This is a genomic window from Streptomyces sp. NPDC006384 (genome assembly GCF_042870695.1).
In the GTDB taxonomy this organism is placed as follows: domain Bacteria; phylum Actinomycetota; class Actinomycetes; order Streptomycetales; family Streptomycetaceae; genus Streptomyces.
On sequence record NZ_JBIAHR010000003.1, the window covers coordinates 350,148 to 374,909 of the forward strand.

Genomic DNA, 24,762 nt, shown 5'->3' on the forward strand with positions numbered 1-24,762 from the left:
CCGGGTCAGACCTCACCCCCCAATGGGCGGGGGCGTGCGCCGGAACGCGTCGACCGCGGCTGAATGTATCTGCCCAACTGCCGTCTGCAACAGGTCACTCGGACGAGAAATCTGGACGCACCCGGTCCGGAAAATGGCGAAGTTTCACCTGATGACGGGTCAAGTCGGGCCGCGCAAAGTGAACAAAGGCCGCGAAATGCGCCACATTTTGGCTGCATCTTGTCGGGCGCGCGGAGAGAAAGCGAAGGCGCCGGCCCGGTGACCGGGGGCGCGTTCCCCAACTCTACCGCGCCCAATCACATGGAATTACCCCCTCCGCTTCTCTTGCGGAGGGGGTAATCCGGGGAACTCTGCGTGACGCCGTTCACCGAAGGTGACGGCGGGCCGGCCGGGGGGCCGGGCGGCGGTCAGCCGCCGGCGACCGCCGGGATGATGGAGACGCCCGCGCCGTCCGGCGTCGCGGTCTCCAGCCCCTGCTCGAAGCGGACGTCGTCGTCGTTGACGTAGACGTTGACGAAGCGGCGCAGCTTGCCCTGGTCGTCCAGGACGCGGGCGGCGATGCCGGTGTGGTTCTTCTCCAGGTCGGAGATGACCTCGGCGAGGGTGGCGCCCTCGGCGGCGACCTCGGCCTTCCCGCCGGTGTAGGTGCGCAGGATGGTGGGGATGCGAACGGTCACGCTCATGCGAGGCCAGCCTCTCGGAAGGAGTCCAGGTCGGGGCGGATCGTCGCGGTCAGGCCGGTGCCGGCCACCGCGTCGAGGGTCTTGAGGCCGTCGCCGGTGTTGAGGACGACCGTGGTGAGCGACGGGTCCAGGACGCCGTCCTCGATCAGCTTCTTCGTGACGCCGACCGTCACACCGCCCGCGGTCTCCGCGAAGATGCCCTCCGTGCGGGCGAGCAGCTTGATGGCGTCGACGACCTGCTCGTCGGTCACGTCCTCCACCGCGCCGCCGGTGCGGCGGGCGATGTCCAGGACGTAGGGGCCGTCGGCCGGGTTGCCGATCGCCAGCGACTTGGCGATGGTGTTCGGCTTCTGCGGGCGTACGACGTCGTGCCCGGCCTTGTACGCGGTGGACACCGGCGAGCAGCCCTCGGCCTGGGCACCGAAGATCTTGTACGGCCGGTCCTCGACCAGACCGAGCGCGATCAGCTCCCGCAGGCCCTTGTCGATCTTCGTGAGCTGGGAGCCGGAGGCGATCGGGACGACGATCTGGTCGGGCAGCCGCCAGCCGAGCTGCTCGCAGATCTCGTACGCGAGGGTCTTGGACCCCTCGGCGTAGTACGGGCGCAGGTTGACGTTGACGAAGCCCCAGCCCTCGCCGGCCGGGTCGCCGATCAGCTCGGAGCAGAAGCGGTTGACGTCGTCGTAGTTGCCCTCGATGCCGACGAGTTCACCGCCGTAGACGGCGGCCATGACGACCTTGCCCTGTTCCAGGTCGTGCGGGATGAACACGCAGGAGCGCAGGCCGGCGCGGGCGGCGGCGGCGCCGACGGCGCCGGCGAGGTTGCCGGTGGAGGAGCAGGACAGGGTGGTGAAGCCGAAGGCGCGGGCGGCCTCCAGGGCCTGGGCGACGACGCGGTCCTTGAAGGAGTGCGTCGGGTTGCCGGAGTCGTCCTTGACGAACAGGCCGCCGGTGACGCCGAGTTCGCGGGCGAGGTTGTCGGCCTTGACCAGCTTGGTCCAGCCGGGGTTGATGTTCGGCTTGTCGGCCACGTCGGCGGGGACGGGCAGCAGGGGGGCGTAGCGCCAGATGTTCGCGGGGCCCGCTTCGATGCGCCTCCGCAACTCCTCGGTGTCGTAGGCCGAGAAGTCGTAGGCGATCTCCAGCGGGCCGAAACACTCCTCGCAGGCGAAGACCGGGCCGAGCGGCACGCGGTGACCGCATTCGCGGCAGGAGAGCGCCACGGCGGGACCCAGGTCCACGGAGGGGGCGGGGGAAGCGGTGTCGTCGGCGTTGCTTGCGACAGTCTGCACAGCCATGTGAGGCGAGGCCCTTTCTCCTCATCTTCCTCACGACGCATCTCGCCGTGAGACGGATTTGGCACCTTCCCTAGCCGGGAGCCTCGCGCTGCGATCGACCGTGACTCAGGTCTGCGAGAACCGGCTGGAGGGTTGCCGGGGCTTCATCGGGCCGTGTCCCTCTGCCCCTCTGGATGAGCGGTATGTGGTTGTTTTTCGCATGTCACGTGGGGCCCCGGCATGCACCGGCCGCCCGCGTTGTTCAAGACTGTAACCGAAGGCCACGACAGTTGAGATAGTCGTCCGAACCGCGAGATGGATCACAGAGGAGCCCACCGACCGTGCTGGAAGAAGTCGAGCGCTGGCTGGACGCACGCTCCTGGTCCGTGGCGGACCGCCCGCTCGGCCGGATCATGGCCGCCAAGCGCGCCACGGGTCAGACGGTCAGCGTGGTGCTGCCCGCGCTCGACGAGGAGGCGACCGTCGGCGACATCGTCGCGGTGATCCGCCGCGAGCTGATGGAGCGCGTCCCCCTCGTCGACGAGCTCGTGGTCGTGGACTCCGGCTCGACGGACCGCACGGCGGCGGTGGCCGCGGCTGCGGGGGCGCGCGTCGTCCACCGCGACGGGATACTCCCCCGCATACCGGCCGTTCCCGGCAAGGGCGAGGTGCTGTGGCGGTCGCTGCTGGTCACCGGCGGCGACATCGTCTGCTTCGTCGACGCGGACCTGCGCGACTTCTCGGCGGACTTCGTCTCCGGCATCGTGGGCCCGCTGCTCACCGACCCGGAGGTGCACCTCGTCAAGGCGATGTACGACCGCCCGCTCGGCACCGCGGCCGGGCAGGGCGGCCGGGTCACCGAGCTGATGGCCCGCCCGCTGCTCAACCTGCACTGGCCGCTGCTGGCCGGCTTCGTCCAGCCGCTCGGCGGCGAGTACGCGGCCCGCCGCTCCCTCCTGGAGCGTCTCCCCTTCCCCGTCGGCTACGGGGTGGAGCTGGGCATGCTGGTCGACGCCCTGCACCTGGTGGGCCTGGACGCCCTCGCGCAGGTCGACGTCGGCGTCCGCCGGCACCGGCACCAGGACGGGCAGGCCCTGGGCCGCATGTCCGCCGCGATCTACCGCACCGCCCAGCTCCGGCTGGCCCGCGGCCACCTGGTCCGGCCGGCCCTGACCCAGTTCGAGCGGGGCGAGGCCGGTTTCGAGCCGCGCACCTACCCGGTGGACACGGAGGAACGGCCCCCGATGACCCAGATCGCGGAGTACGCGGCCCGCCGGGTGGCGTGAGCCGGCCGGAGTGCGGGGCGCGCCGTCCGTGGGCGCCGGATCCCCGGTGCCCCTTCACCGGGGTGACGGGGGGAACGTTTGAGGTTCTCGGGGCCGGGCTACGTTGAGGCTTATGGCTTCAAGCTTCGGTGCAGCTCAGGTGCTCGTCGCCTCCAACAGGGGGCCTGTCTCGTACGAGGTGGGGGAGGACGGTTCGCTGCGTGCCAGACGCGGCGGCGGCGGTCTCGTCTCCGGTCTGTCGGCCATCGGCCCGGACGCGGGCGCGCTGTGGGTGTGCTCCGCGCTGGGCGACGGCGACCGCGAGGCGGTGCGGCGCGGGGTGGGCGAGGACGGCGTGCGGATGCTGGACGTGCCGGCCGACGTGCACGCGGACGCGTACAACGGGATCGCCAACTCGGTGCTGTGGTTCGTGCACCACATGCTGTACCAGACGCCGCTGGAGCCCGTCTTCGACGCGGAGTTCCGGCGGCAGTGGGCCTCCTACGAGGCCTTCAACCGGGCCTTCGCCGAGGCGCTGGCCGAGGAGGCCGCCGAGGGCGCGGTCGCGATGGTGCAGGACTACCACCTGACGCTGGTGCCGGGGATGCTGCGCGAACTGCGGCCCGACCTCAGGATCGGCCACTTCTCGCACACGCCGTGGGCGCCGGTGGAGTACTTCCGGATGCTGCCGGACGACATCGCCGGGCAGGTGCTGCGCGGCATGCTCGGCGCCGACCGGCTCGGGTTCCTCACCCGGCGGTGGGCCGACGCGTTCACCGCCTGCTGCGACGCGCTGGTGGGCGGGCTCGGCGGCACGGAGATCGGCGTGCACGGGCTGGGCGCGGACGGGGAGTTCCTGCGGAAGCGGTCGCACGAGGCCGATGTGGACGAGCGGATGGCCGCGCTGCGGGAGGAGATCGGCCGGGCGCCGGACGGCGGTGCGCGCCGGACGGTCGTGCGGGTGGACCGGACCGAGCTGTCCAAGAACATCGTGCGGGGGCTGCTGGCCTACCGGCAGCTGCTCGTCGACCGGCCCGAGTGGCGGGAGCGGGTCGTGCACGTCGCGTTCGCCTACCCGTCACGGCAGGACCTCGCCGTGTACCGGGAGTACACGGCCGAGGTGCAGCGGGTCGCGGAGCAGATCAACGCGGAGTTCGGGACGGCCGGGTGGAAGCCGGTCGTGCTGCACGTGAAGGACGACTTCGCGCGGTCCCTGGCGGCGTACCGGCTGGCGGACGTGGCGCTGGTCAACCCGATCCGGGACGGGATGAACCTGGTGGCGAAGGAGGTGCCGGTCGTCTCCGACGAGGGGTGCGTGCTGGTGCTGTCGCGGGAGGCGGGGGCGTACGAGGAGCTGGGCGACGACGCGGTGGTGGTGAACCCGTACGACGTCGCCGGGACGGCAAAGGCGCTGCACGAGGCGCTGTCCGTTCCGCCCGGGGAGCGGGCGGAACGGTCGAAGCGGCTGGCGGCGGCGGGGACGGCGTTGCCTCCGGCGCGGTGGTTCCTGGACCAGCTGGAGGCGCTGCGGGGCTGAGCCGCGTCGGCCGCCTACTGCTGCGGCACGGGGCAGGTGCCGGTGTCCGCGCCGATGGAGTTGATCTCGGCGTTCGACCGCGGGTCGTTCGCGTAGTCGAGCTGGTTGGTGCACTTCAGGTCCAGCGCGAGGTCGCCCGACGAGGCTTTGTCTCCCTTCGGCGCGGGGCAGGTGCCGGTTTCCGCGCCGATCGAGTTGATCTCCGCGTTCGACCGCGGGTCGTTCGCGTAGTCCAGCTGGTTGGTGCACTTCAGGTCCAGCGCGAGAGCCTTCGAGGGGGCGCCGGCGCCCTTCTGCGGCTGCGGGCAGGTGCCGGTGTCCGCGCCGATCGAGTTGATCTCCGCGTTCGACCGGGGGTCACCCGCGTAGTCCTTCTGGTCCGTGCACTTCGCCCCCTCCTTGCCGGGGGCGGCGGACGCCGCGCCACCGGCGGACGCCGAGCCGCCGGCGGAAGCGCCCGTCGTGGTGGTGGGGGACTGCGCGGCGGTGGGGGACTGCGCGGCGGTCGTCGCCGAGGGGGAGGACGCGGCGCCGTCGGCGGTGCCGCCGCCGTCGCAGGCGGTGAGCGTCAGACCGGCGGCCAGGACGGCGAGGGCGAGCACCGAGAACTTGCGAGCGGGCATGACGTTGTCCTCCACGGTTGGGGGCCGTATCGACCGGCCTTACGGTTCGGAGGAGCGCCCGGCACACGACCCGGTTGCCTCGCCCGTGGCGTCCGGACAGGTCTGTGACACTCGCAGACATCCTCGTGACATCGGCGTCAGGCCAGGCGTTCCGCGAGGGTCCTCAGGAGGGCCACCACCCCGGCCGGGCCGTCCACCTCCAGGTCCGCGCGTTCCCGCAGTTCCGTCACCTCGTCGCTGCCGCTGCACACCAGGAGTCCCGGGATGCCCTCGGCGCGCAGGGTGCCGACGGCCGCGAAGGCGGGGAGGTCGCCGAGGTCGTCGCCGGCGAAGAGGACGGACGCGGCGCCCCTCTCGCGGGCGTACTCGCGCAGCGCGACGCCCTTGTCCATGCCGGGCGGGCGCAGCTCCAGTACCAGGCGGCCCGGTTCGACGACGAGGCCGTGGCGGGCGGCCAGGTCGGCCAGGGGGCCGCGCAGGGTGTCGAAGGCGCCCTGCGGATCGGCCGCGCGGCGGGTGTGCACGGCGACCGCCCGCCCCTTCTCCTCGATCCGGACGCCCTGCCCGGCGCCGGCACCGGCGGCGTCCAGCAGTCCCGGCAGTTCGGCGCGGACGGCGGCCACCCCCGGGTGGGGCGGCGGGGCGGTGACGCGGCCGGTGGCGGCGTCCCAGCGCTCGGCGCCGTAGTGGCCGAGGACGACGAGGTGGTCGAGGCCGGGGACGCCCGCGAAGCCTCCGTGGTGGACGGCGACCTCGGCCGGCCGGCCGGTGATCACCGCGACGGAGGCGACCTTCGGGGCGAGCGCGGCGAGGGCCGGGACAGCGTCCGGGTGGGCGCGCGCCTGGTCGGGGTCGGGCACGATCGGGGCGAGCGTGCCGTCGAAGTCGAGTGCGATCACCGCGCGGCCGGGGCGGGCGAGGAGGGCGTCGAGCCCTTCGCGGCCGGCCTCGGTCGCGGGCGTCGGCAGGTGGTCCGCGGGGACCCGGGGGTCGGTGGATTCCTTGTGGCTGCCCATACGGCGAACCTATCCCGTGGCCGCGGAAGGGAACCTCAGCGCTCGGCGCGCCGCGACCGGCGCACCCGGCGCAGCCGGTTGACCGTCACCGGGTCGAGGGCCAGGGCGCGGGGGTCGTCCAGGAGGGCGTTGAGGAGCTGGTAGTAGCGCACGGGGGCCAGGCCCAGCTCCTCCCGGATCGCGCGTTCCTTCGCGCCGGGGCCCGGAAAGCCGCGGCGTTCCAGCGCGAGGACGGCGCGCTCCCTCTCCCCCAGCTCTCCCGGTTCTCCCACTTCTTCCGGTTCCCTCGGTTCCATGCAGGGCACCGTAACGCCCGCCACCGACAGCGGCAGCCGCCGGCGGGGGCCGCTACTCGCCGTTGTCGGCCCGCATCGCGGTCGCCTGGACCCGGCTCAGCACCTCCGAGGTACTGGCGCCGGGGGCGACCGCCCGGCCGATGCTCTTCTTCACCTCCGCGCTGACCGAGGCCCAGGAGGTCTTGCCGACGGGGTAGAGCTCGGAGAGCAGCAGCTCGTCCAGGAAGGGCTTGAGGTCCTTGTCCTCGGCCGCCGTGCTCATCACCTCGGACGCGGAGCTGGTGACCGGCAGCAGGTCGTACTCGCGGGAGAAGCCGAGGACGTTCTCCTCGCTGTAGACGAAGTCGAGGAAGTCGCCGATCTCCTCCTGGTGGCCGTTCTTCTTGAAGGCCGTCATCCAGTCGGTGACGCCGAGCGTGCTCCTGCTCGCGCCGTCGATGCCGGGGGTGGTGACCATGCCGTACTCCACGCCCTTGGCCGATGCCGCCTTCATCAGCGAGGGGTGGCCGTTGAGCATGCCGACGTCGCCGTTGGCGAAGGCGGCGAAGGCGTCGGCGCGGTCGAGCTTGCCGGGGGCGACGGGGCCGGTGAGGCCCTTGCCGACCAGTTCGTCCTTGAGCCAGGTGAAGGTGGTGACGTTCTGCGGCGAGTCGATGGAGTAGATGCCGACGTCGTCGGTGTAGCCGCCACCGCCGCTGAGCATCCACTGCATCGTCTCGGCCTGTGCCTCCTCGGCGCCGAGCGGCAGCGCGTACGGGTACTTCACGCCCTTCGACTTGAGCGCTTCGGCGGCCTCGGCGAGGTCGTCCCAGGTCTTGGGCGGGGTGACGCCGGCCTTCGCGAAGAGGGTCTTGTTGTAGAAGAGCACGCGGGTGGAGGCCGCGAACGGCATGCCGTACTGCACGCCGTCGACCTGGCCGGCCGTCGCCAGCTGGGAGACGAAGTCGGCCTGGACCGGGATGGAGAGGACGTCGTCGGCCCGGTAGAGCAGGCCCTCGGCGGCGTAATCGGAGTAGGCGCCGATCTGCGCCATGTCGGGGGCCTCGCCGGCGTCGACCATCTCGCGGACCTCGCGGTCGACGTCGTTCCAGGAGTGGACGGTGACCTCGACGTGCACGTCGGGGTGGTCGGCCTCGTAGGCCCTGGCGAGGTCGTTCCAGTAGTGCTGGGAGCTGTTGGCCTTGCTGTCGCCGTAGTCGGCGGCGACCAGCCGCAGGGTGACCTCGTCGGATCCGCCGGTGATCCCGCAGCCGCCGAGGACCGCCGTCATGCCCAGGGCGCACATCACCGCGACCGTTCCTGTCCTGTGCCGCTGCATCGTTCCTGCCCCGCCCTGCCCGTGTGCCGGTCGGTCGTCGCCGATCACCGGCCCGTGTGTCCGCTTACCGGACTAAGGTCTACACCACGCGAGTGGACTAGACCTCTCCCGGGTGTACGCGCCACACTGTCCCCGTGAGACATGTCATCGCCCTCGACGTGGGCGGAACCGGGATGAAGGCCGCCCTGACGGGGCCGGGGGGCGAGCTGCTGCACCGGGCCCGCCGCGCCACCGGACGCGAGCGCGGCCCCGAGGCCGTCGTCGCGGGCATCCTCGGCTTCGCCGCCGAACTGCGCGCCCTGGGCGCCGGCCGGTTCGGCGAGGACGCCGTCGCCGCCGGGGTCGCCGTCCCCGGCATCATCGACGAGGAGCGGGGCACCGCCGTGTACGCCGCCAACCTCGGCTGGCGCGACGTACCCCTGCGCGCGCTGCTCTCCGAGCGGCTCGGCGGCGTCCCGGTCGCCCTCGGCCACGACGTGCGCACCGGCGGGCTCGCCGAGGGACTCCTCGGGGCCGGACGGGGCGCCGACCGGTTCCTGTTCGTGGCGCTGGGCACCGGCATCGCGGGCGCCATCGGCATCGACGGCCGGGTGGAGGCGGGCGCCCACGGCTTCGCGGGCGAGATCGGCCACGTCGTCGTCCGCCCCGGCGGCACGCCGTGCCCCTGCGGGCAGCGCGGCTGCCTGGAGCGGTACGCGTCCGCGTCGGCCGTCGGCCGGGCCTGGGCCGAGGCCACGGGCGATCCGGAGGCGGACGCCGCCGGCTGTGCCGGGGCCGTCGCGTCGGGCGACGCGCGGGCGCGCGCCGTGTGGCAGGACGCCGTGGACGCCCTCGCCGACGGGCTGGTCACCGCGCTCACCCTGCTGGACCCCCGCGTCCTCGTCATCGGTGGCGGCCTCGCCGAGGCGGGGGAAACCTTGTTCACACCGCTGCGGGACGCCGTCCGGCGGCGCGTCACCTTCCAGCGGCCGCCCGAGATCGTCCCCGCGGCCCTGGGGGACACCGCCGGCTGTCTCGGTGCCGGGCTCCTGGCCTGGAACCTGCTCGACACCACACCCACGACTCCCCCGGAGGTAACCACCTGATGGCCCCAAGCAAGGTTCTCGCCGGAGCCCGGGTGGTGCTTCCCACCGGCACCGTGGACGGCGGCCGGGTGGTCGTCGACGGCACGCGGATCGCGGACACCGCGCCGCCCGGGGCCGAGGTCCTGGACGTGTCGGGCCACTGGGTGGTCCCCGGCTTCGTCGACCTCCACAACCACGGCGGCGGCGGCGCCTCCTTCGCCGGCGGCACCGCCGAGGACATCCTCCGGGGCGTCCGCACCCACCGCCTGCACGGCACCACCACGCTGGTCGCCTCCGCCGTCACCGGCGACCTGGACTTCCTCGCCCGGCACGCCGGGATGCTCGCCGAGCTGGCCCAGCAGGGCGACATCGCCGGCATCCACTTCGAGGGCCCGTTCATCTCCCCGTGCCGCAAGGGCGCGCACGACGAACAGCTGCTGCGCGACCCCGACCCGGCCGAGGTCCGCAAGCTGATCGACGCCGCGCACGGGCACGCGAGGATGATGACGCTCGCCACCGAGCTGCCGGGCGGCCTGGACTCCGTACGGCTGCTCGTCGAGCACGGCGTGATCGCCGCCGTCGGGCACACCGACGCGACCTACGAGCAGACGCTGCAGGCCGTCGACGCGGGCGCGAGCGTCGCCACGCACCTGTTCAACGCCATGCCGCCGCTCGGCCACCGCTCCCCCGGCCCCATCGCCGCCCTGCTGGAGGACGAGCGGGTCACCGTCGAGCTGATCAACGACGGCACCCATCTGCACCCGGCCGCCCTCCGGCTGGCCTTCCACCACGCGGGCGCCGCCCGGGTCGCCTTCATCACCGACGCGATGGACGCGGCCGGCTTCGGCGACGGCCGCTACATGCTCGGCCCGATGGAGGTCGAGGTCGCGGACGGCGTGGCCCGGCTGACGGAGGGCGGCTCGATCGCCGGCTCCACGCTCACCCTGGACCGCGCCTTCAAGCGGGCGGTGACGGTGGACGGGCTGCCCGTCGAGGACGTCGTCGCCGCGATCTCCGCCAACCCGGCCCGGCTGCTCGGCCTCGCCGACCGCGTCGGCTCCCTGGAGCCCGGCAAGGACGCCGACCTGGTCGTCCTCGACGCCGGGTTCGATCTGGTGGGTGTGATGCGCCGGGGCGAATGGGTGGTCGACCCCCGACTGGGCTGACCGGTCCGCGGGGCTGGGCCGCGGGGCTGGGCCGACGGCCGTCCGTTTGGCATGATCGTGTACCCGGAGCACACGACTCCGGGCACATGGGTCAGGACACATGGGTCCGGGCGACGTGGATCCGGGCAACGTGGATCCGGACACCACGGCTTCGGGTGCCACGGCTCCGGACGATGTCCTCGGCACACATGGCGGACACAGACCCTCGGGGGAGGTCGGTACGGGTGATACTCACGGTCACGCTGAACACCGCTGTCGACATCACCTACCGCGTCCAGGGCCTGCGCCCCCACGCCTCCCACCGGGTCACCGACGTGACGGAACGCCCCGGCGGCAAGGGGCTCAACGTGGCCCGGGTGCTCGCCGTCCTCGGCCACGCGGTGACGGTCACCGGCTTCGCCGGCGGCACCACCGGGGACGCGGTGCGCGAGGGGCTCACCGGCCTGCGCGAGGTGACCGACGCGCTGGTGCCGGTCGCGGGCGCCACCCGGCGCACCATCGCCGTCGTCGACGAGCGCACCGGCGACACCACCCAGCTCAACGAACCGGGCCCGGTCGTCTCCCCCGCCGAGTGGAGCACCTTCCAGAAGGCGTACGACGGCCTGCTCGCCGGCGCCTCGGCGGTCGCCCTGTGCGGCAGCCTGCCGCCGGGCGTGCCGGTGGGCGCCTACGCCGGACTGGTGCGCACCGCGCGCGCGGCGGGCGTACCGGTGCTGCTGGACACCAGCGGGGAGCCGCTGCGCCGGGGGGTCGCCGCCCGCCCCGACATGATCAAGCCGAACGCCGGCGAACTGGCGGAGCTGACCGGGGCGCACGAGCCGCTGAGGGCCGGCCAGGCCGCCCGCAGACGGGGCGCCCGGTCCGTGGTGGCCTCCCTGGGCGCCGAGGGCCTGCTCGCGGTGACCCCCGAGGGCTGGTGGCGGGCGGTGCCGCCCGCGCGGGTGCGCGGCAATCCGACCGGCGCGGGCGACTCCGTCGTCGCGGGCCTGCTGTCGGGCCTGGTGGAGCACCTGCCCTGGCCGGACCGCCTGGCCCGCGCGGTCGCCCTGTCCGCGGCGACGGTGCTGTCCCCGGTGGCGGGCGAGTTCGACCGGGCGGCGTACGAGGAGCTGCTGGGCCGGGGGATCACGGTGACGGCGGAGGCCGACGCGGCGTGACCCGCCGGCCCGGTGTGCCCCCGACACCTGTCCCGTCGGTCCGTGCCCCGGCCCGTCGGTCCGTGACCTGGCCCGTCAGTCCGTGACCTGGCCCTTCTTCAGGGAGAACTGGTCGAGCAGGATGTTGCACTTGTCGCCGTCCGCGCAGGACAGCGAGATCGTGTTGGTGCCCTTGTTCAGCGTGGGCCAGGCGTAGGTCTTGGTCCAGCCCTTGGCGAAGTCGCCGTCCTCGGCGCGCGCGAAGTTGCTCAGGTTCATCTTGCTGCCGAACGGCTTGCCGTTGACCGTGAGCGTCATCGACTGGTCCTCGCCGGCCGCGCTGTAGCGGGCGAAGAGGGTGTAGGCGCCGTCCTCGGGGATGCCGTTGACGGTCCAGGTGACCGAGGCGCCGGGCTGGTTGAGGTTGGCCACGTAGAGACCGCCCGCCGACTGGGCGCCCTCGACGTCGGAGGCCGTCGTCACGCCGGGCGACAGCTGCAGCGCGCCCGCCTCGGCCGACGGCAGCTTCACCTCTTCCTCGGCGCTGCTGCTCGCCGTCGGGCTCGGGTCGGTGGTCGCGGACTGGGTGGGTGCGGTGTCGCCGCCCGCCTCGTTGCCGCCCTCCTCCTTGTCGCCGCTGCTGGTCATCGCCAGGGTGATGCCGACGACGACCGCCGCGACCACGGCGACCGCGGCGATCAGCAGGCCCTTGGTGTTGGGGCCCCGGCGTCCGCCGCCGGCGCCCCGCCCCTGCTGCGGCGGGGCGGACGGGGCGCCACCGGGGAAGGTCTCCGGCGCGGCGTAGTGCGCGTTCGGACCGCCGTAGGCGCCCTGCTGCGGTCCGTAGGCGCCCGGCTGCTGCGGTGCGGCCTGGCCGTACGCGCCGGCCGGGGCGCCATGGCCCTGCGGCGCCCCGTACTGCCGTGTACCGACGGGACGCACCCGGTTGACGGAATTCGGGTAACCGTAGCCACCGGACGGCGGCTGGGCTCCGTTGGCCTGACCGTCGGCGTACAGATAGCCGAACGGGTCGTCGTCCTCGGGCGTGCTCGCGCCGTTGTTGCCGGGCGTCATCCCTAGGTCTCCTAACCAGGTGCGGTGCGTTGCGGTACAGATGGTGAGAGGGCGAGCCTACCTGCTCCCCATGCCCCGAACGGGTGACCCGGACCGCACCAGCGCGCTGACCTGGGGCTCATCCCGCCCGGCGATGCTGTTTGGGACGAGATCGTTTCTCTACGTACATCCGCTCGTCCGCGGACTTCAGCACCTCGTCGGCGGTCATGCCGCAGTGGGCCCAGCCGATGCCGAAGCTGGCGCCGACGCGGACGGCCCGCCCCTCGGCGCGGATCGGCTGGATGATCTCGTTGCGCAGCCGTACGGCGAGGTCCTCGGCGTCGGCGCGGCCGAGTCCGTCGGCGAGGATCACGAACTCGTCGCCGCCGAGCCGGGCCACCGTGTCGCCGTCACGGACCCCGCCGCCGAGCCGGCGGGCGACCTCGATGAGGACGGCGTCGCCCGCGTTGTGCCCGAACCGGTCGTTGATCGACTTGAAGCCGTCCAGGTCGCAGAAGAGGACCGCGAGCCCCTTGGTGCCGTCGTCACGGCCGTCGCCGGGGGCGACGGTGTGCACGTGGTGGTCGTGGGCCCCGTACGGGTCGGTGCCGGGACCGAGGCCGAAGGTGTGGCCCCCGGAGTCGGTGACGGGGTGCCCGTAGGCGGCGTCCATCGCGTCGACGACGGTCGGGTGCGGGGACTGCGGGCGCCGGCACAGCCGGGCGGCGAGCCGGGCCCGCAGCTCGGCGGAGTTCGGCAGACCGGTGAGGGCGTCGTGGGAGGCGCGGTGGGCGAGCTGGAGCTCCCGGCGCTTGCGTTCCTCTATGTCCTCGACGTGGGTGAGCAGGAAGCGGGGCCCGTCGGCGGCGTCGGCGACGACGCTGTTGCGCAGGGACACCCAGAGGTACGTGCCGTCGCGCCGGCGCAGGCGCAGCTCGGCCCGGCCGCCCTCGGCGGAGGTGCGCAGCAGGGTGCCGATGTCCTCGGGGTGGACGAGGTCGGAGAAGGCGTAGCGGCGCATCGCGGAGGCGGGGCGGCCCAGCAGCCGGCACAGGGCGTCGTTGGTGCGCAGGATGCGGCCGTGCTGGTCGCCGCCCATCTCGGCGATGGCCATGCCGGAGGGGGCGTACTCGAAGGCCTGCCGGAAGCTCTCCTCGCTGGCCCTGAGGGCCTGCTGGTCACGCTCGAGGCGGACCAGGGCGCGCTGCATGTTGGAGCGGAGGCGGGCGTTGCTGATGGCGATGGCGGCCTGGAAGGCGTACATCTGCAGGGCCTCGCGGCCCCAGGCGCCGGGGCGGCGGCCGTTGCGCGGGCGGTCCACGGACAGGACGCCGATCAGCTCGCCGCTGGTGTCGCCGCGCTGCGGGCCGGGCGCGTACATCGGGGCGAAGAGCCGGTCCGAGGGGTGCCACTCGTCCTCGAAGCGGGGCGCGGGCCCGTCGGTGTACCACTGCGGGACGTCGTCGTCGTCGAGGATCCAGCCCTCGGTGTGGGGTATGAAGATCAGATCGCCCCACCGTTCGCCCATGTTCAGGCGGCGGTCCCAGGACTCGCGGGAACCGGCCCGGCCGGTGATCAGGGCCTCGGCGGCCTGGCTGCCGGAGAAGGCGGCGACGACGAGATCGCCGTCGGGGCGGACCAGGTTGACGCACGCCAGCTCGTACCCGAGGGCCTGGACGACGCCGTCGGCGACGGCCTGCAGGGTGTCCGCCAGGCTGCGGGCCTTGTTCATCTCGGCCATGACCTGGTGCAGCTGCCGCAGGGACGCAAGACGGACGTAGGGCTCCGACTCGGTCTCCATGCTCGCCCTCCCCCCGAGACCTCGCAGCGAATCAAGGGTTCTCTTCGGCGTATCGTCCTACCAACCCCCGCCACTGAATCACAGCGCGCTGCCCACTCGGTACACAGGGTCAACAATAAGCATCTCTTGTGACTCAAGTCACAGGGAAAGGTGAGCAATTGCGTGCCGATTCGGCGTTTTCCGCGTGCGTTCACCGGGCGCAGTGTTTATAGGGATGCGCACGGCTTCCCGGCCCGGCCCGGAGGTCCTAGGACCCGGTGCGGTCCCGGTTCGGACCGGGGACCGATGCCGGGTCCGCGCCCCGGTGATTAGCGTGGCCGTGTGTCGAACACTCCTCCGCTCACGTTCCCCGCGCGCCCCGCGCACCCGCTGCCGTCACCGGCCTTTGGGCATGCTGAGGGGGTGAGCAACGACGAGTTCCGCGCCGCCATGTCCCGGCTGGCCTCGGGCGTGGTCCTGGTGACCGCGCAGGAGCCGCCGCTCGACCCCGACGACCCCGGGGCCCCGCGCGGCGAGGACGTCGGGATGACGGCCACGGCCTTCATGTCCGTCTCCCTGGACCCGCCGCTGGTCCTCATCGGCCTGCGCGAGGGGTCCCGCATGGACGACCTGCTCGACGAGCAGCCCGTGTGGGCGGTCTCCGTCCTGTCCGGGAGCCAGCGGCACATCGCGGGCCGCTTCGCGATGAAGGGCCGCGTCAGCGACCGGCTCCTCTTCGCGGACGTCCCCCACCGGCGGGGCGAGGTCTCCGGGGCACCGCTGGTGGGCGGCGCCCTGGCCACCCTGGAGTGCCGCACCGAACAGCGCGTCCCGGCCGGGGACCACACCCTGGTCATCGGCCGCGTCCTGACCGCCACCGCGCCGAACACCGACGACGGCCCGCTGACGTACTTCCGGGGACGGTACCGGCACCTGGACTGAGCGGAAACCCACTCGTCCGGCGTGCGGGCGCCCGCCCAGGGTGCGCGCATGACGCCCCGCACCGCGCTCCGCCCGGAGACCCGCACCGCGCTCCGCCTGGAAGAGATCACCTCCGCGAACATCGAGGCCGCCCTCGCCGTACGCGTGCGCCCCGAGCAGGAGTTCGCCGTCTCCCCGGTGGTGAAGTCCCTCGCCGAGGCCTACGTCCACCCCGCCGAGGCCTGGCCCCGCCTGATCGTCGACGGCGACCGTCCCGTCGGCTTCCTCATGGGCTTCTTCGACATCGACTGGTACGGCGACGGCAGCGCGCTGCGCTCCGGCCTGTGGCGCCTGAACATCGCCGCAGGCGAGCAGGGCCGGGGCTACGGCCGCTTCGCCGTGGAGTCGGTGGCCGCCGAGATCCGCCGCCGCGGCGGCAGGGAGTACTTCGTCACCTGGCACCCGGGGGAGCACGGCCCCGAGGACTTCTACCTGCGCCTCGGCTTCCGTCCGAACGGCGAGAAGGCCGAGGGGGAGACGGTGGGCGTACTGCCCCTGGACTGAACGCGCCCCGGACCCCGGGCCGGTCAGCCCCAGTCCCGCGCGGAGCGTCCCCGCTTGGTCTCCGCGCGCTGCTTCTTCTCCCGCAGCCGGCGCTCGTTGATGCCGCGCGGTACACGGGTGGGCCTGCGCGGCTTGGGCGGCGGCGCGGTGGCCTCGGCGAGCAGCGCAGCGAGGCGCACGGCGGCGGTCTCGCGGTTGCGCCACTGGGAGCGGTGCTCGGAGGCGCGCACGGTGACGACCCCGTCGCTCAGCCGCCCGGCCAGCCGCTCCAGCGCCCGCCGCTTCCACACCTCGGGCAGCGCCTCGGTGCGCGCCAGGTCGAAGCGGAGCTCCACCGCCGTGTCCGTGGTGTTGACGTGCTGACCGCCGGGCCCCGAGGACCGCGAGAAACGCCAGACGAGCTCAGCCTCGGGAAGCGGGACGGAACCGCGGATGACATGAGGACCGGACATGCCGTCCATGTTCCCGTCCCCGGACGGACCACGTCACCCGATTATCCTCGGTCCCGAATTCGGTAAAGAAAGTAAAGAGAGCTGGAACCTTGCGTACCCCGCTCGTCGTTCATGGGGGTAGCTGTAGCTTTCTTGCCGTACGTACACGAGGGAAGGGACTCCCAACAATGGCTGTAAGCCTGTCCAAGGGTGGCAACGTCTCGCTCACCAAGGAGGCTCCGGGCCTGACCGAAGTCACCGTGGGCCTCGGCTGGGACGTCCGCACCACCACCGGCACCGACTTCGACCTCGACGCCTCCGCGATCGCGGTCAACACGCAGGGCAAGGTCTACTCCGACGCCCACTTCGTGTTCTTCAACAACAAGCAGACCCCGGACAACACGATCGTCCACACCGGTGACAACCGCACCGGTGAGGGCGCCGGCGACGACGAGGCGATCAACGTCAACCTGGCCGCCCTCCCGGCCGACATCGACAAGATCGTCTTCCCGGTCTCGATCTACGACGCGGAGAACCGCTCGCAGAACTTCGGCCAGGTCCGCAACGCCTACATCCGCATCGTCAACCAGGCCGGCGGCGCCGAGATCGCCCGCTACGACCTGTCCGAGGACGCGGCCACCGAGACCGCCATGGTCTTCGGCGAGCTCTACCGCAACGGCGCCGAGTGGAAGTTCCGCGCCGTCGGCCAGGGCTACGCCTCGGGCCTGGTCGGCATCGCCCAGGACTTCGGCGTGAACGTCTGACGTTCTCCCGCCACCTGACCGTACGAAGGCTCCCCGGCCCTGTGCCGGGGAGCCTTCGGCGTCACGGCAGCAGGCGCTGCTCCTTCGCCACCGCGACCGCGCCCGCGCGGGTGTCGACGCCGAGCTTGTCGTAGATGCGGCGCAGATGCGTCTTCACCGTGGCCTCGCTGATGAACAGGGCCCGGGCGATCTCCCGGTTGCCGAGGCCGGTGGCGAGCTGGGCCAGGATGTCGCGTTCACGGCCCGTCAGGGAGGGGCGCGGGCTGCGCATGCCGGCCATGACCCGGCCGGCGACCGGCGCGGACAGCGCCGTACGGCCCTGCGCGGCGGCGTGGACGGCGGCGAAGAGTTCCTCGGGGCGTTCGGCCTTCAGCAGGTAGCCGGTCGCGCCGGCCTCGATGGCGCGGGTGATGTCGGCGTCGGTGTCGTACGTGGTGAGCACCAGGACGTGCGGGGAGGGTCCGCCGGGGGCGGTGAGGCGGCGCGTGGTCTCGATGCCGTCGAGGCCCTCGCCGAGCTGAAGGTCCATCAGCACCACGTCCGGTGCCAGCCGTGCGGCGAGGGCCAGCGCCTCCTCCCCGGTGCCGGCCTCGCCGACCACCTCGATGCCGGGAGCGCTGTCGAGCAGCGCCAGCAGCCCGGCGCGTACGACGACGTGGTCGTCGCAGACGAGGATGCGGACGGGGGCCGGGGCGGTGCCGGGGGCGGGGGCGGACGGGTCGGTCATCGGGGTGCCTCCAGCGGGCCGGTCCGGTCGGTCTGGTCGGTCTGGTCGGTCTGGTCGGTCATCGTGCGTCCGGCGGTCCGGGCGGGCCGGTGCGGGACGGGTCGGCGCGGGGCGCGTCGAGGGGGACGGCGGCGGAGACGACGGTCCCCTCGCCGGGCGCCGACTCCACGGTCAGCGTGCCGCCCAGGGCGCGCAGCCGGGCGCGCATAGCGGGCAGGCCGTGCCCGCGCACCCCGGACGGGTCGCCGGACGGCGCGGCCGGGTCGAAGCCGTGACCGTCGTCGGTGACGTCCAGGACGGCCTGGTCGTCGAGGAGGGTGAGGGTGAACGCGGCGGTGGACGCGCCCGCGTGTTCCCGGACGTTGGCCAGAGCGCCCTGGGCGATCCGCAGCAGGGCCGACTCCACGCGGTCGGGCAGCCGCGGAGCCCGGCCGCCGTCGTCCACGTGGACCCGCACGGTGAGCCGGTCGCCGGACTCCCGTTCGGCCAGGGCGTGCAGCGCCGCCACCAGGCCGCCGCCACGGGCGAGGTCGGCCGGGGCGAGGTCGTGGACGAAGCGGCGGGCCTCGGCGAGATTGTGCTCGGCGACGGACGCGGCGCCCCGGACGTGGGCGCGGGCCTTGCCCGGGTCCACGTCCCAGACCCGCTCGGCGGCCTGGAGCAGCATCCGCTGGCTGGACAGGCCCTGCGCGAGGGTGTCGTGGATCTCCATGGACAGCCGCTGGCGTTCGGCGAGGGTGCCCTCGCGGCGTTCGGCGGCGGCGAGGTCGCGGCGGGTGCGGATCAGGTCGTCGATCAGGGCGCGCTGCCGGGCCGCCTGCCGTTCGGTGTGCAGGAACACGGCCGCGGCGATGGCGGCGACGGCGGGCGGCGCGAGCAGCAGGTTCGGGTCGAAGCCGCCGGCCAGCCGGAGCTGCGCCGCGACGACGAACACCGCCAGGACACCCACCAGCACGAGCGCGGCCCGGGGCGGCAGGGTGCGCAGGCCCGTGTAGAAGAGGGGTACCGCGCACCAGGAGAAGCTGGGCGCGAGGACGACCAGCACCATCCACACGGCGACCACCGCGCCCAGCCAGACCGGGCGCCACCGCGCGGACCGCGCCGCCGCCGGTCCGCTCAGGGCGGGCCCCAGCAGCTGCAGCACGGCCAGGACGACGGACAGGGCGATGATCCAGGGCGTGCGGGGCTCACCGGGGTGGCGCAGCAGGAAACGGGCGAGGGCGCCGCCGAGCAGCAGGAAGAACGCCGCGTGCATGACGGCACCGAGCCACCGGGTGTCCGGGTCGTACGGTTTCACCATCCGCGGGCACCTCCTTCCCACCGTCGCGTGCCATCACGCCGAACCGTGCCTCCCCCATGGTGACCTGCCCGGACGGTCCGCGGGTCAGCCGATCGGACGACCCCGTCGTCGTCCGATGCGCCACCGATGAGCAGCCGGAACGACGACGGCGACCCCCGGAGGCGGGGCGGAGGGTGGAGGGCAGAGGACGGAAGCGGCCCCCGAGGGGCTCGACGCGGACCGTCCGCCCCGACCCCGAGGAGCAGACCGACCATGAAGAAGACCCTGTCCCGGCGCGCCCGTATCGCCACCGGCGGTGCCGTTCTCGCCGCCGTCGCCGCCGGCACCTTCGGCACGGTGGCCGCCAACGCCTCGGCGCCGCAGACCGCCCCGGAGGCCGCGCCGGCCGCCGTTCCCGCCACCACGGCCGGCAAGGGCGACACCTTCACCTCCACGCACCTGACGATCGACGCCGCGACCGAGGCCGCCCGGGCCACGCTGAAGGCCGCCGCGAAGGACGGCCAGCGGATCACCGTCGCCGTCGTCGACCGCAACGGCAACACCCTCCTCACCATGCGCGGCGACGGTGCCGGTCCGCAGTCCTACGAGTCGGCCGTGAAGAAGGCGTTCACCGCCGTCTCCTGGAACGCCACGACCACCGAGCTGGAGAAGCGCCTCGAGAACGCCCCGAACCTGAAGGACATCCCGGGCACGCTGTTCCTGGGCGGCGGCGTCCCCGTCACCGCCGGCAAGGCCCCGATCGCCGGCATCGGCGTCGCGGGCGCCCCCTCCGGCACGCTGGACGAGAAGTACGCGCAGGCCGGTGCGGAGGCGCTGCGCTAGCGGTCGCCCGAAGGCCGGTCCGGGCGGGTGTTTCACGTGAAACGCCCCCTAGGATCACGATGTGCGCACCAGCCGTCCGCGTCTGCTCGTGACCGCCGCCGTCCTCGCCGCCCTCACGGCGTGCGACGACGGCGGCGGTGTCGACGGCACCCCCGGCGCCTCGGGCGCGCGCGACCCGTACTTCCCGAAGGCCGGCAACGGCGGCTACGACGTGGGCCACTACGACCTGAAGCTGGCCTACGACCCCGGCGCCGGGCGCCTCACCGGCACCGCGGTGATCACCGCCCGCGCGACGCGCGACCTGTCCGCGTTCCATCTCGACCTCAAGGGCCTGGACGTCGGGAGCGTCACCGTCGAGGGCCGGGACGCCCGCTTCCACCGGGCCGGCCAGGAGCTGACGGTCCGCCCGGCGGACGAGCTGGACGACGGGGAGACCTTCCGCGTCACCGTCCGCTACTCCGGCCGCCCGGTGACGATCACCGACCCCGACGGTTCGCAGGAGGGCTGGCTGCCCACCGCCGACGGCGCGGTCGGGCTCGGCCAGCCGACGGGCTCGATGGCCTGGTTCCCGGGCAGCCACCACCCCTCCGACAAGGCGACGTACGACCTCGCGGTGACCGTGCCAAAAGGGCTCGGCGCCGTCTCCAACGGCGAGCTGACGGGCGAGACCACCCGCGGCGGCCGTACGACGTTCACCTGGCACGTCGCCGAGCCGATGGCGAGCCACGTCGCCACGGTCGCCGTCGGCGAGTGGGAGACCGGCCGCGCCGCCACCGGCGACGGCCTGCCGGTGTACACGGCCGTCGACCCGCGGCAGGCCGCGGCGAGCCGGGAGGTCCTGGGGCGGATCCCCGAGGTGATGGAGTGGGCCGAGGAGAACTTCGGCCCGTACCCCTTCTCCTCCACCGGCGCGATCGTCGACCGCGTCGAGGACGCCGGCTACGCCCTGGAGACCCAGAACCGGCCCTACTTCCCCGGCGCCCCCGACACCGTCCTGCTCGTCCACGAACTCGCCCACCAGTGGTACGGGAACTCCGTCACCCCGAAGACCTGGCGCGACATGTGGCTCAACGAGGGCTTCGCCACCTACGCCGAGTGGCTGTGGGCGGAGGACCACGGCGGCGACAGCGCACAGGAGACCTTCGACGCGCTCTACGCCGGGACCTACTACGACGACGCGGACGCGAACGACTCGGTCTGGGCCTTCCCGCCCGCCACCCCGCCCGACGCGGCGCACATCTCCGCGAGCCCCGTCTACCAGCGCGGCGCGATGGTCCTGCACAAGATCCGCCGGGCGGTCGGCGACGACGCCTTCCGGGACCTGTTGCGCGGCTGGTCCGCCGCCCACCGCCACGGCAACGCGGACACGGACGACTTCACGGCGTACGTGGAGAGGTCGGCGCCGGACGAGGACTTCACCGGCATCTGGAAGGACTGGCTGCACGGCGACGGCCGCCCGGACAGCCCGTGAGGGACCGGCGGGCGGCCTGCGGCGCGGCGCCCGGGGCGACGCCATGACACCATCACCTGCGTGCTCGACATCGGCTACGCCCTCTCCACCCGCTTCCCCGACCCGCCGCAGACGGACTACCGCCGCGCGGACGTCCACGCGCTGCGGCACGACCTGTTCTGCGGGGACGTGTACCTCGCCGACACCGAGGCGGACCGGGAGCTGTCCACAGCCTGGGGGTGGGTGCCGGTGCTCGACTTCGCCTGGGCGCTGTGCGACATCGTGGAGCACATCGACCGGGACCCGGCGGGCTCCCGGGCCGCCCGGCCGCAGCGGGCGGAGCTGGACTTCACCGAGTCCAGCGACCGCCTGCTCTTCGAGCGCCGCTTCGGCTGGGTCGACATCGAGGCGGAGTGGATGCCCGCGTCCGAGCCCCCACTGTCCTTCTCCCACACCGAACTGCGCCGCGAGGCCCGGGACTTCCTGCACGACCTGATCGCCGACCTCACCGACATGCACGAGGACCTGGCGGACAACCCGGCGATCTGGACGCTCCAGGCCCGCTTCCCCCGCGTCTCCTGAACACCGGACGCCGGCTCCGCCGCACCGCCTCCCCGCCCCGCCTCCCCGCCTCCTCCCCGCGCACCCCTCTCCCCGGCCGCATGTCACATGCGGCACCCCCTGTCCGTCGTACTCCCAGAAGGCATCGCCCCAGGCGACCCCGACCCGAGGGAGACCCCCAGCCATGCATCGCATCACCGTCATCGGCGGCGGCTTCGCCGGACTGACCGCCGCCATCACCGCCGCCGAGGCGGGCGCCGAGGTCACCGTCCACGAGGCCCACCACACGCTCGGCGGACGGGCCCGCACGGCCGACGGCCCCTACCGCACCAACGACGGCCCGCACGCCCTCTACAACGACGGCCCGCACTGGGCGTGGCTCGAACAGCGCGGCCTGATCGGCCCGCTCGCTCCCCTCCGGCCCCTGGTGGCGGCCCGGCTGCGGCTGCGCCACCGGGGCGCGCTGCGCCGCACCCCGCCCCTCGCCATGCTCAGACTGCTGCGCCGGGGCGTGGGGCCCGCCCCCGTCGACACCGACTTCCTCACCTGGGCGACCGGCGTCGTGGGCGAGGAGGGAGCGCGCGCCGCCGCCCACTACAGCGCCGTCGTCCTCTTCCACCACGACCCCGGTTCACTGTCCGCGGCCTTCGTGCAGGAGCGCCTGCGCCGGGCCACCAAGCTGCCGCCCGGGGCCCACTACCCGCGCGGCGGCTGGGCCGGCGTCATCGACCGGATGGCCGCCCGGGCGTGGAACCTCGGCGTCCGCATCGAGACCCTGTCCCGGGTCGACACCCTCCCCACCGACACCCCGGTCGTCGTCGCCACCTCCCTGGACGCCGCCCGGCGGCTGCTGGACGACCCGGCGCTGACCTGGCCCAGCGGGCGCACCACCCTGATCGACCTGGCCCTGCGGTCCCGGCGCGGCGACGCCTTCATCGTCTCCGACCTGGACGCCCCGGGCTGGATCGAGCGGTTCACCGCGCCGGACCGCACCCTCGCACCGGCGGGTGAACAGCTGATCCAGGGACAGATCCCGGTCGCCCCCGACGAGACCAAGGCCGACGGCACCACCCGTGCGGAGGAGTTGCTCGACCTCGGCTTCCCCGGCTGGCGGGAGCGGCTGACCTGGCGCCGCGAGGCCCTCGCCAACGGCCGTACCGGCGCCGTGGACCCGCCCGGCACCACCTGGCGCGACCGCCCCGCCGTCGACCGCGGCGACGGGGTCTACCTCGCCGGCGACCAGGTCGCCGCCCCCGGGCTGCTGTGCGAGGTCTCCTTCAACAGCGCCCTGTCCGCCGTCTCCCTCGCCCTCGGCCGCAAGGACCTCGGCCTCACCCGGGTCCGGGGCCGCTGAACGAGGTGCCCGCACCGCGGCCACGGCCGGCGCGGTCCGGGGGACCGTGTCCGCGGCACAACGGCCCCGGGAGCGGCCGGAAAAGAATGCGACACGTCCCGAACCGTGGTGTTCTGGCGCAATGAGTGCCACCCGGACCGGTGAGGGATCCGCCACCGCGGACGCCGACCCCCGCCGCTGGTGGGGACTGATGGTGATCGCCCTGGCCCAGCTGATGGTCGTCCTCGACGCGACCATCGTGAACATCGCGCTGCCCTCCGCCCAGCGCGACCTGGGCATGACCGACGGCAACCGCCAGTGGGTGATCACCTCGTACACCCTCGCCTTCGGCGGGCTGCTGCTGCTCGGCGGCCGCATCGCGGACCTGGTGGGACGCAGACGCACCTTCGTCATCGGGCTGATCGGCTTCGCCGCCGTCTCCGCGATCGGCGGCGCCGCCACCACACCGGCGATGCTCTTCGGCGCCCGCGCCCTCCAGGGCGTCTTCGCCGCCGTCCTCGCCCCGTCCGCGCTGTCCCTGCTGACGACGACGTTCACCGACCCGAGGGAACGCGGCAAGGCCTTCGGCATCTACGGCACGCTGGCCGGCAGCGGCGCCGCCGTCGGCTTCCTCGTCGGCGGCGTCCTCACCGAGTACCTGAACTGGCGCTGGTGCCTGTACGTCAACATCCCCATCGCCGTCGTCGCCGTGACCGGCGCCTACGCGCTGCTGCAGGACAGCCCCGTCCACACCGGCGCCCGCCTCGACGTCCCCGGCGTGTTCCTGGGCTGCGGCGGCCTCGTCGCCCTCGTCTACGGCTTCAGCGAGGCGGAGCCCCTCGGCTGGACCGACCCGACGGTGCTGGCCCTGTTCGCCGCGGGCGCCGTGCTCCTCACGGTCTTCGTGTGGTGGCAGGCCCGCACCCCGCACCCCCTGCTCCCGCTGCACGTCGTCCGGGACCGCAACCGCGCCGGCTGCTTCCTGACGATGATGCTGGCCGTCATCGGCATGTTCGGCCTGTTCCTGTTCATGACCTACTACCTCCAGGTCGTCCTCGGCTACTCCCCCGTGAGGACCGGCCTGGCCTTCCTGCCGATGACCGCCTCCATCGTCATCGGCTCCACCCAGATCTCGGCCCGGCTGCTGCGCCGCGTGGGCCCGCGCATGCTGATGGTCCCCGGCATGCTCCTCGCCTCCGGCGGCATGGTGATCCTCACGCAGATGACCGTGCACTCCTCGTACGCCTCCGAGATCCTGCCCGCGCTGATCCTGATGGGCCTCGGCATGGGCCTGACCTTCATGCCGGTCTTCTCCACCTCCACCGCCGGGGTCGACCCGCAGGACTCCGGCGTGACCTCGGCGACGGTCAACACCTCGCAGCAGGTGGGCGGCTCCATCGGCACGGCACTGCTCAACACCGTCGCCACCAGCACCAGCGCCTCCTGGATCGGCGCCCACCTCACCGACCCGGCCCGGCGGGAGGCGATCGTCCGGGAGGGCATCGTCCACGGCTACACCGTCGCCATCTGGATGGCCGCCGGCATCATGCTGCTGGCCGGCCTCGTCGCCGCCGTCATGGTGACCGCCAAGGCCCCCGAGCACGGCGCCCCCGCCGACCGGCCGGTCCCCGAACCGGTGGCCTGATCCCTCGCCCCGGCACGAGAACCGCCTGCC

At 73.4% G+C, this 24,762-nt stretch carries 24 protein-coding genes and 1 riboswitch; of the genes, 13 read left to right on the forward strand and 11 right to left on the reverse strand.

Going from position 1 to position 24,762, the window contains the following annotated elements; genetic code table 11:
• Positions 1 to 407: 407 nt before the first annotated feature.
• Entirely contained in the window at positions 408 to 683 is a 276-nt protein-coding gene (locus tag ACFYOJ_RS05770) for a MoaD/ThiS family protein (RefSeq protein ID WP_217236958.1), read from the reverse strand.
• Positions 680 to 1,981 carry a threonine synthase gene (gene thrC, locus ACFYOJ_RS05775; protein WP_356553337.1) on the reverse strand — a complete coding sequence of 434 codons (1,302 nt, stop codon included), beginning with the start codon at positions 1,979 to 1,981 and terminating at the stop codon, positions 680 to 682. Before thrC ends, ACFYOJ_RS05770 begins: the two co-directional genes overlap by 4 nt.
• Before the next feature lie 18 nt (positions 1,982 to 1,999).
• Positions 2,000 to 2,161, reverse strand: a riboswitch (SAM riboswitch).
• A 140-nt stretch (positions 2,162 to 2,301) separates the two neighbouring features.
• Between thrC and ACFYOJ_RS05780 the strand changes: the two genes are divergently transcribed.
• Positions 2,302 to 3,246 carry a glucosyl-3-phosphoglycerate synthase gene (locus ACFYOJ_RS05780; RefSeq protein ID WP_356553335.1) on the forward strand — a complete coding sequence of 315 codons (945 nt, stop codon included), beginning with the start codon at positions 2,302 to 2,304 and terminating at the stop codon, positions 3,244 to 3,246.
• A gap of 112 nt (positions 3,247 to 3,358) precedes the next feature.
• Positions 3,359 to 4,762, forward strand: a complete 1,404-nt coding sequence (locus ACFYOJ_RS05785) for a trehalose-6-phosphate synthase (protein WP_356553333.1) — start codon at positions 3,359 to 3,361, stop codon at positions 4,760 to 4,762.
• Between the two features lie 14 nt (positions 4,763 to 4,776).
• Here the strand turns inward: ACFYOJ_RS05785 and ACFYOJ_RS05790 are convergent, their stop codons facing one another.
• The 4 genes from ACFYOJ_RS05790 to ACFYOJ_RS05805 form a co-directional block, all read right to left on the reverse strand.
• Positions 4,777 to 5,385 carry a hypothetical protein gene (locus ACFYOJ_RS05790; RefSeq protein ID WP_356553331.1) on the reverse strand — a complete coding sequence of 203 codons (609 nt, stop codon included), beginning with the start codon at positions 5,383 to 5,385 and terminating at the stop codon, positions 4,777 to 4,779.
• A 137-nt stretch (positions 5,386 to 5,522) separates the two neighbouring features.
• Positions 5,523 to 6,401, reverse strand: coding sequence for a trehalose-phosphatase (gene otsB / locus ACFYOJ_RS05795; protein WP_356553330.1), 879 nt, complete (start codon positions 6,399 to 6,401; stop codon positions 5,523 to 5,525).
• 35 nt (positions 6,402 to 6,436) lie between these two features.
• Complete coding sequence (locus ACFYOJ_RS05800; RefSeq protein WP_356553328.1) at positions 6,437 to 6,697, reverse strand: DUF3263 domain-containing protein; 261 nt, start codon at positions 6,695 to 6,697, stop codon at positions 6,437 to 6,439.
• A 52-nt stretch (positions 6,698 to 6,749) separates the two neighbouring features.
• The gene (locus tag ACFYOJ_RS05805; RefSeq protein WP_356553326.1) at positions 6,750 to 8,015 is read right to left on the reverse strand and encodes an extracellular solute-binding protein; all 1,266 of its coding nucleotides are present in this window, start codon (positions 8,013 to 8,015) and stop codon (positions 6,750 to 6,752) included.
• 134 nt (positions 8,016 to 8,149) lie between these two features.
• Between ACFYOJ_RS05805 and ACFYOJ_RS05810 the strand changes: the two genes are divergently transcribed.
• From ACFYOJ_RS05810 to ACFYOJ_RS05820, 3 genes are all read left to right on the forward strand, one after another.
• Complete coding sequence (locus ACFYOJ_RS05810; RefSeq protein WP_356553324.1) at positions 8,150 to 9,100, forward strand: ROK family protein; 951 nt, start codon at positions 8,150 to 8,152, stop codon at positions 9,098 to 9,100.
• Complete coding sequence (gene nagA, locus ACFYOJ_RS05815; protein WP_356553322.1) at positions 9,100 to 10,245, forward strand: N-acetylglucosamine-6-phosphate deacetylase; 1,146 nt, start codon at positions 9,100 to 9,102, stop codon at positions 10,243 to 10,245. Before ACFYOJ_RS05810 ends, nagA begins: the two co-directional genes overlap by 1 nt.
• A 224-nt stretch (positions 10,246 to 10,469) precedes the next feature.
• Positions 10,470 to 11,402 carry a 1-phosphofructokinase family hexose kinase gene (locus tag ACFYOJ_RS05820; protein WP_356553320.1) on the forward strand — a complete coding sequence of 311 codons (933 nt, stop codon included), beginning with the start codon at positions 10,470 to 10,472 and terminating at the stop codon, positions 11,400 to 11,402.
• A gap of 75 nt (positions 11,403 to 11,477) precedes the next feature.
• Here the strand turns inward: ACFYOJ_RS05820 and ACFYOJ_RS05825 are convergent, their stop codons facing one another.
• Positions 11,478 to 12,455: a carbohydrate-binding protein gene (locus ACFYOJ_RS05825; protein WP_356553318.1), complete on the reverse strand. Its 978-nt coding sequence runs from the start codon at positions 12,453 to 12,455 to the stop codon at positions 11,478 to 11,480.
• 118 nt (positions 12,456 to 12,573) lie between these two features.
• Entirely contained in the window at positions 12,574 to 14,235 is a 1,662-nt protein-coding gene (gene cdgB / locus ACFYOJ_RS05830) for a diguanylate cyclase CdgB (protein ID WP_356553317.1), read from the reverse strand.
• 321 nt (positions 14,236 to 14,556) lie between these two features.
• Here cdgB and ACFYOJ_RS05835 point away from each other — a divergent pair, with 321 nt between their 5' ends.
• Positions 14,557 to 15,156, forward strand: coding sequence for a flavin reductase family protein (locus tag ACFYOJ_RS05835; protein WP_388596195.1), 600 nt, complete (start codon positions 14,557 to 14,559; stop codon positions 15,154 to 15,156).
• A 48-nt stretch (positions 15,157 to 15,204) separates the two neighbouring features.
• Positions 15,205 to 15,699 (forward strand): GNAT family N-acetyltransferase, encoded by a 495-nt coding sequence (locus tag ACFYOJ_RS05840; RefSeq protein WP_356553316.1) that lies wholly within the window; start codon positions 15,205 to 15,207, stop codon positions 15,697 to 15,699.
• Positions 15,700 to 15,722: 23 nt separating this feature from the next.
• On the opposite strand, the gene arfB is transcribed toward ACFYOJ_RS05840, so the two are convergent.
• A complete protein-coding gene (arfB, locus tag ACFYOJ_RS05845) occupies positions 15,723 to 16,160 on the reverse strand; it encodes an alternative ribosome rescue aminoacyl-tRNA hydrolase ArfB (RefSeq protein WP_356553314.1) in 438 nt (145 codons plus the stop codon).
• Positions 16,161 to 16,318: 158 nt separating this feature from the next.
• Here arfB and ACFYOJ_RS05850 point away from each other — a divergent pair, with 158 nt between their 5' ends.
• Positions 16,319 to 16,894 carry a TerD family protein gene (locus ACFYOJ_RS05850; protein WP_019326664.1) on the forward strand — a complete coding sequence of 192 codons (576 nt, stop codon included), beginning with the start codon at positions 16,319 to 16,321 and terminating at the stop codon, positions 16,892 to 16,894.
• A gap of 61 nt (positions 16,895 to 16,955) precedes the next feature.
• On the opposite strand, the gene ACFYOJ_RS05855 is transcribed toward ACFYOJ_RS05850, so the two are convergent.
• On the reverse strand, positions 16,956 to 17,621 hold the full coding sequence (locus ACFYOJ_RS05855; RefSeq protein WP_356553312.1) for a response regulator transcription factor: 666 nt from the start codon (positions 17,619 to 17,621) through the stop codon (positions 16,956 to 16,958).
• A 58-nt stretch (positions 17,622 to 17,679) separates the two neighbouring features.
• The gene (locus tag ACFYOJ_RS05860; RefSeq protein WP_356553310.1) at positions 17,680 to 18,921 is read right to left on the reverse strand and encodes a sensor histidine kinase; all 1,242 of its coding nucleotides are present in this window, start codon (positions 18,919 to 18,921) and stop codon (positions 17,680 to 17,682) included.
• A gap of 252 nt (positions 18,922 to 19,173) precedes the next feature.
• Here ACFYOJ_RS05860 and ACFYOJ_RS05865 point away from each other — a divergent pair, with 252 nt between their 5' ends.
• From ACFYOJ_RS05865 to ACFYOJ_RS05885, 5 genes are all read left to right on the forward strand, one after another.
• The gene (locus ACFYOJ_RS05865) at positions 19,174 to 19,743 is read left to right on the forward strand and encodes a heme-binding protein (protein ID WP_356553308.1); all 570 of its coding nucleotides are present in this window, start codon (positions 19,174 to 19,176) and stop codon (positions 19,741 to 19,743) included.
• A gap of 61 nt (positions 19,744 to 19,804) precedes the next feature.
• Positions 19,805 to 21,214, forward strand: coding sequence for a M1 family metallopeptidase (locus ACFYOJ_RS05870; RefSeq protein ID WP_356553307.1), 1,410 nt, complete (start codon positions 19,805 to 19,807; stop codon positions 21,212 to 21,214).
• Between the two features lie 60 nt (positions 21,215 to 21,274).
• Complete coding sequence (locus ACFYOJ_RS05875; RefSeq protein ID WP_356553306.1) at positions 21,275 to 21,775, forward strand: hypothetical protein; 501 nt, start codon at positions 21,275 to 21,277, stop codon at positions 21,773 to 21,775.
• A gap of 163 nt (positions 21,776 to 21,938) precedes the next feature.
• Positions 21,939 to 23,108: an FAD-dependent oxidoreductase gene (locus tag ACFYOJ_RS05880; protein ID WP_356553305.1), complete on the forward strand. Its 1,170-nt coding sequence runs from the start codon at positions 21,939 to 21,941 to the stop codon at positions 23,106 to 23,108.
• 121 nt (positions 23,109 to 23,229) lie between these two features.
• The gene (locus ACFYOJ_RS05885) at positions 23,230 to 24,732 is read left to right on the forward strand and encodes an MFS transporter (protein ID WP_356553303.1); all 1,503 of its coding nucleotides are present in this window, start codon (positions 23,230 to 23,232) and stop codon (positions 24,730 to 24,732) included.
• Positions 24,733 to 24,762 lie beyond the last annotated feature (30 nt).

Coding starts and splice junctions, on each gene's coding strand:
- ACFYOJ_RS05770 (WP_217236958.1), bottom strand. CDS start 683: ATGAGCGTGACCGTTCGCATCCCCACCATCCTGCGCACCTACACCGGC.
- thrC (WP_356553337.1), bottom strand. CDS start 1,981: ATGGCTGTGCAGACTGTCGCAAGCAACGCCGACGACACCGCTTCCCCC.
- ACFYOJ_RS05785 (WP_356553333.1), top strand. CDS start 3,359: ATGGCTTCAAGCTTCGGTGCAGCTCAGGTGCTCGTCGCCTCCAACAGG.
- ACFYOJ_RS05790 (WP_356553331.1), bottom strand. CDS start 5,385: ATGCCCGCTCGCAAGTTCTCGGTGCTCGCCCTCGCCGTCCTGGCCGCC.
- otsB (WP_356553330.1), bottom strand. CDS start 6,401: ATGGGCAGCCACAAGGAATCCACCGACCCCCGGGTCCCCGCGGACCAC.
- ACFYOJ_RS05800 (WP_356553328.1), bottom strand. CDS start 6,697: ATGGAACCGAGGGAACCGGAAGAAGTGGGAGAACCGGGAGAGCTGGGG.
- ACFYOJ_RS05805 (WP_356553326.1), bottom strand. CDS start 8,015: ATGCAGCGGCACAGGACAGGAACGGTCGCGGTGATGTGCGCCCTGGGC.
- nagA (WP_356553322.1), top strand. CDS start 9,100: ATGGCCCCAAGCAAGGTTCTCGCCGGAGCCCGGGTGGTGCTTCCCACC.
- ACFYOJ_RS05825 (WP_356553318.1), bottom strand. CDS start 12,455: ATGACGCCCGGCAACAACGGCGCGAGCACGCCCGAGGACGACGACCCG.
- cdgB (WP_356553317.1), bottom strand. CDS start 14,235: ATGGAGACCGAGTCGGAGCCCTACGTCCGTCTTGCGTCCCTGCGGCAG.
- ACFYOJ_RS05840 (WP_356553316.1), top strand. CDS start 15,205: ATGACGCCCCGCACCGCGCTCCGCCCGGAGACCCGCACCGCGCTCCGC.
- arfB (WP_356553314.1), bottom strand. CDS start 16,160: ATGGACGGCATGTCCGGTCCTCATGTCATCCGCGGTTCCGTCCCGCTT.
- ACFYOJ_RS05850 (WP_019326664.1), top strand. CDS start 16,319: ATGGCTGTAAGCCTGTCCAAGGGTGGCAACGTCTCGCTCACCAAGGAG.
- ACFYOJ_RS05855 (WP_356553312.1), bottom strand. CDS start 17,621: ATGACCGACCCGTCCGCCCCCGCCCCCGGCACCGCCCCGGCCCCCGTC.
- ACFYOJ_RS05860 (WP_356553310.1), bottom strand. CDS start 18,921: ATGGTGAAACCGTACGACCCGGACACCCGGTGGCTCGGTGCCGTCATG.
- ACFYOJ_RS05865 (WP_356553308.1), top strand. CDS start 19,174: ATGAAGAAGACCCTGTCCCGGCGCGCCCGTATCGCCACCGGCGGTGCC.
- ACFYOJ_RS05880 (WP_356553305.1), top strand. CDS start 21,939: ATGCATCGCATCACCGTCATCGGCGGCGGCTTCGCCGGACTGACCGCC.
- ACFYOJ_RS05885 (WP_356553303.1), top strand. CDS start 23,230: ATGAGTGCCACCCGGACCGGTGAGGGATCCGCCACCGCGGACGCCGAC.